Here is a 5,142-nt window from a genome sequence, read left to right as displayed (position 1 = left end):
ACCCACCCCACAAAAAACCCCATTCCCCACCCCCCCCCTCTCCCCACAACTTTCGCCCCCCCCCCCCCCCCGCCCGGGGGGGGGCCCCCCCCCCCCGGGGGGGGCGCCCCCTCCGCCGTACTCGTCCCGCGGGAGCGGCTACTTCGCCGGCTCCTCCTCGTCGTCGTCCAGCTGCGCCTTGATCGGCGGCGGCGCCTTCAGCAGGATCTGCCAGGTCACGTACATCGCCAGCAACAGCGGCGGGATGCCGAGGGCGACCTTCAGCCAGCCGAGCAGGTTGACGTTGTGGGTGAAGTACAGGGGGAAGAGGATCACCGGCTTGAGACCCATGATCACCACCCAGGCCCAGGTCGCCTTGGTGTAGGCGGCCAGGCGGCCCGGGTTCTCCTTGCGCCAGGTGAACATCTCGCCGGTGATCGGGCCGAGCATCACCCCGATCATCGGCCAGCGCGCCAGCGCGGAGGCCGCCAGGGCGACGCAGTAACCGACGCTCCAGAGCAGACCGGGCAGGTAGAAGTCCTCGGCCTTGCCGCTCTTCATCGCGATCCAGGCACCGAGGGCGACGCCGAACACGCCGCTGAAGGCGTGCTGGATGGTCTCCCGCTTCGCCAGCCGGACCACCACGAACAGGCCGCTCAGGCCGAGCGCGGCCCAGGCGGCGGCGCTCACCTGGTGGGTGATGTTGTACGTGATGATGAAGAGCAGGCCGGGCAGCGTCATGTCGATCATGCCGCGTACGCCGCCGAAGGCCTGCAGCACGGTGTCGGCGGCTTCCTTGGAGGCGGCCTTGCGGGCGGCCTCGACGGCCGCCGGGTCGAGGGGCTGTTCGACGGTCGGTGCCGTGACCTCCATCGACCGCGTCACACCGTCCACCGCCACATCGGCGGCGTCCAGGTCGAGCCGGGCGGCGGCTTCGCCGCCGGGGTGGTTGCTCACGCTTCGCTCCCGTGTCCGACCGGACGCAGCTCATAGCGGGGGTTGAACAGCACGCGGCGCCCGCGTGCGTGGCTGATCCGGCCGCTGGCGACGAGCCGGCGGCCCGGCTCTATGCCCGCGATCGAGCGACGACCGAGCCAGACGACCTCCAGTGCCTCGGTGCCGTCGAAGAGTTCGGCCTCCAGGGCCGGCACCCCGGCCCGGGGGCGGAGCGTCACCGTGCGCAGCGTGCCCGCGACCGTGACGAGCTCGCGGTCCGCGCAGCCGGCGATCGGCCGGCAGCCGGACTCGGCGGCGCTCTCCTGGCGCAGGTCCTCGGCCGCCAGCTCCTCGGCCGAGGAGGTCAGCCGGCTGAGCATGCGGCGGAATCGCCCCGGCGGCTGGCCACTGCTGTTGTCACCACTCATGTCGGCAGGGTACCGGTTTCCGGGCCCCCGGCGGCAGGCCGCGCAGCCGCCGGCGGGCCCCGGTCAGCTCTCGAAGCGGTAGCCCATGCCCGGTTCGGTGATGAAGTGGCGCGGGTGCGAAGGGTCGCGCTCCAGCTTGCGACGCAGCTGAGCGAGGTAGACCCGCAGGTAGTTGGTCTCGGTGCGGTAGGCCGGGCCCCACACCTCCTGGAGCAGCTGGGTCTGGCTGACCAGCCGGCCGGCGTTGCGGACCAGCACCTCCAGCAGGTGCCATTCGGTGGGCGTGAGGCGTACATCGGTGCCGTCCCGGTTGACCTTCTTGGCGGCGAGGTCGACGGTGAAGCTCTCGGTGACGACCAGTGAGTCGTCCTCCCCCGCCACCGGCTCGGCCCGGCGCACGGCGGCGCGCATCCGGGCGAGCAGCTCGTCCATCCCGAAGGGCTTCGTGACGTAGTCGTCGGCGCCGGCGTCCAGGGCCTCGACCTTCTCGTCCGAGGCGTGCCGGGCGGACAGCACGATGATCGGCACCCGGGTCCAGCCGCGCAGGCCGCGGATCACCTCGACGCCGTCCATGTCGGGCAGACCCAGGTCGAGCACGACCACGTCCGGATGGCGGGCGGCGGCCAGCTCCAGCGCGCTCGCGCCGTCATGGGCCGCGTCGACCTCGTACTTACGGGCCTTGAGGTTGATCACCAGCGCGCGGACGATCTGCGGTTCGTCGTCCACGACGAGGACCCGGGTCATTTACGGGCTCCGCCTTTCAGGGCTGTCGGATCTTACGGACTGTATGACTCAGATGACGGTACGGCGCGCGCCACCGGGCAGCCACGGGTGCGGCCGGTGCGCCGCCGGGCCTCACGTGATCAGCTGCGAGAGCGGATCGTGGCCGTCCCCGGTCGGCTCCTCCGGTTCGGGCGGCCGTTCGACGGCGGGCAGGCTGACCACCATGGTGAGGCCGCCGCCCGGGGTGTCCTCGGCGGTGACGGTCCCGTCCATCGCCTCGACGAAGCCGCGCGCCACCGCGAGCCCGAGGCCCACCCCGGCGCCGCGCGGGGCGTCCCCGTAGCGCTGGAACGGCGCGAAGATCTTCTCCTTGGCGTCCTCGGGCACCCCCGGGCCGCGGTCCACTATCCGCAGCTCGACCCGGCCCGGCCCGCCCGGCTGCTCCAGCGCGTCCGCCTTGACCAGCACCCTGACGCCGTCCGGGCTGTACTTGACGGCGTTCTCGACCAGATTGGCCAGCGAGCGCTCCAGCAGCCCGCCGTCGGCCCGGATCATCGGCAGCGTCTCCGGGACCTCCAGCCGCACCGACTCCGGCGGCACCCCGCCCAGCGCGTACGGCACCACCTCGTCCAGGTCGGTCTCCTGGATCAACGGGGTGACGGTCCCGGTCTGCAGCCGGCTCATGTCGAGCAGGTTGTTGATCAGGTGGTCCAGCCGGTCGGCCCCGGCCTCGATCCCGGCCAGCAGCTCGGCCTCGTCCTCCGGGTCCCAGTCCACGTCGGCCGAGCGCAGCGAGCTCACCGAGGCCTTGATGCCCGCCAGCGGGGTGCGCAGGTCGTGCGAGACAGCGGCCAGGAGAGCGGTGCGGATCCGGTTCCCCTCGGCCTCCCGGCGGGCCGCCGCGGCCTCCCGGGCCAGTCGGCGGCGCTCCAGCACCACGGCCGCCTGCGCGGCGAAGGCCCCGAGCAGCCGCCGGTCCGCCCCGGGCAGCACCCGGCCGCGCAGCACCAGCGCCAGGCTCTCCCCCACCGGCACGTCCACGTCGGCCTCCTCGGGCCGCTCCGGCGGGCGCGGCCCGGCGGTGGCCACCGGCACCCAGCCGCCCATCGGCTCCGGGCGCTCCAGCAGCGCGGCGCTCTCCTGCCCGAAGGTCTCCCGGACCTGTTCCATCAGCGCGGTCAGCACCCCGTCCCCGTTCGGCGCGCCGCGCAGCACCGTGCCCGCGAGCGCGCTGAGGGTCTGCGCCTCGGCCTGGGCGCGGGCCGCCTGGTGGGTGCGCCGGGCCGCCAGGTCCACCACGGACGCGACCGAGCAGCCGACGATGGTGAATATCGCCACCGCCATGATGTTCTGCGGCTCGCTGATGGTGAAGGTGTGCAGCGGCGGGGTGAAGTAGTAGTTCAGCACCGAGGAGCCGACCAGCGCCGAGCCGATCGACGGCAGCAGCCCGCCGACCAGCGCCGCGCACACGGTCAGCGACAGGAACAGCAGCATGTCGGTGGACAGGCCCAGCCCGCCGATCGCGGTCAGCACGAGCGCCAGCAGCGGTGGGCCGGCCAGTCCGATCAGCCAGCCCGCGATCGTCCGGGTCCGGCCCAGGTCGGTGATCCGGCGCACGGGTATCTTGTTGCGCCGCCCGTGTCCGGCGTGCTCGTGGGTGACCATGTGGACGTCGATGTCCCCGGCCTTCTGCGTCACCGTGGTGCCGACGCCCGGCCCGGACAGGTACTGCCACCCGGGCCGACGGCTGGTGCCCAGCACGATCTGGGTCGCGTTCACGCCGCGGGCGAAGTCCAGCAGCCCGGCAGCGGGGTCGTCGCCCAGGACGTTGTGGAAGGAGCCGCCCAGGCTCTCCACCAGCGCGCGCTGCTCGATCAGCGTCTGCGGCGAGCCCGAGCCCGCGAGCCCGTCCGAGCGGGAGATGTGGACGGCGAGCAGCTCACCACCGGAGACACGGGCCGCGATCCGCGCCGCCCGCCGGATCAGCGTCGCCCCCTCGGGGCCACCGGTCAGGCCGACCACGATCCGCTCCCGGGCCTGCCAGGTCCCCTCGATCCCCTGTTCGGCGCGGTACTTCTGCAGATACTCGTCCACCCGGTCGGCGGTCCACAGCAGCGCCAGCTCGCGCAGCGCGGTCAGGTTGCCCGGACGGAAGTAGTTGGCGAGCGCGGCGTCTATCTTCTCCGGGGCGTACACGTTGCCGTGCGCCAGCCGCCGCCGCAGCGCCTGCGGGGACATGTCCACCAGCTCGATCTGGTCCGCCCGACGGACCACCTCGTCCGGCACGGTCTCGCGCTGGCGCACCCCGGTGATGCCCATGACGGCGTCGCCGAGCGACTCCAGGTGCTGGACGTTGACGGTGGAGATCACGTCGATCCCGGCCGCCAGCAACTCCTCGACGTCCTGCCACCGCTTCTCGTTGCGGCAGCCGGGGACGTTGGTGTGGGCCAGCTCGTCCACCAGCGCCACCTGCGGGTGGCGGGCGAGGACGGCGTCCAGGTCCATCTCGGAGAACCTGGCACCCCGGTGCACCACCTGCTTCCGCAGCACGACCTCAAGCCCGGCGACCTGGTCCGCGGTACGCCGCCGGCCGTGGTCCTCCACGAAGGCCACCACGACGTCCGTGCCACGTTCTTGCCGCCGGTGCGCCTCGGCGAGCATGGCGTACGTCTTGCCGACCCCGGGGGCCGCCCCGAGGTAGATGCGCAGCCTGCCTCGTCCCATGAGCACCATTCTTGATCCGGCCCGGCCCGGGAGCCACCCCCGGACACCTGTTCCCCCCTCCCTTTGAGACTACGGCGTGAGAGGCGAAATTCCGCTGATCAGTGCACTGATCATGCGGTTTTAGCGACATATTGACGGAGTCCCAGCCACTCGGCGGGGGTCACTCGGGAGGTGTCCGCGGGCCCGAGTCTCCGTCGCCGGGCCTTCGTCCGACTTTCGTCCGGTTTCCGGGAAACGCGAAGAACCCCCATCCGGAATCCGGATGGGGGTTCTTCTGAATGATTGTTCGGCGGCGTCCTACTCTCCCACAGGGTCCCCCCTGCAGTACCATCGGCGCTGTGAGGCTTAGCTT

General features: G+C 72.2%; 4 protein-coding genes. All 4 read right to left on the bottom strand.

The window, feature by feature from the left end; translation table 11 throughout:
* Nucleotides 1–138: 138 nt before the first annotated feature.
* A complete protein-coding gene (locus tag ACIRYZ_RS34735) occupies nt 139–936 on the bottom strand; it encodes a DUF3159 domain-containing protein (protein ID WP_402952101.1) in 798 nt (265 codons plus the stop codon).
* Entirely contained in the window at nt 933–1,343 is a 411-nt protein-coding gene (locus tag ACIRYZ_RS34730) for an OB-fold nucleic acid binding domain-containing protein (RefSeq protein WP_393027621.1), read from the bottom strand. The genes ACIRYZ_RS34735 and ACIRYZ_RS34730 overlap by 4 nt, the downstream gene beginning before the upstream one ends.
* Nucleotides 1,344–1,406: 63 nt before the next feature.
* A complete protein-coding gene (locus ACIRYZ_RS34725; protein ID WP_033351413.1) occupies nt 1,407–2,087 on the bottom strand; it encodes a response regulator in 681 nt (226 codons plus the stop codon).
* A 111-nt stretch (nt 2,088–2,198) separates the two neighbouring features.
* Nucleotides 2,199–4,790, bottom strand: coding sequence for an ATP-binding protein (locus ACIRYZ_RS34720; RefSeq protein WP_402952099.1), 2,592 nt, complete (start codon nt 4,788–4,790; stop codon nt 2,199–2,201).
* Nucleotides 4,791–5,142 lie beyond the last annotated feature (352 nt).

Source organism: Kitasatospora sp. NPDC101155 (assembly GCF_044768305.1).
In the GTDB taxonomy this organism is placed as follows: Bacteria; Actinomycetota; Actinomycetes; order Streptomycetales; family Streptomycetaceae; genus Kitasatospora.
This window is presented reverse-complemented; position numbering and strand designations above follow the sequence as displayed.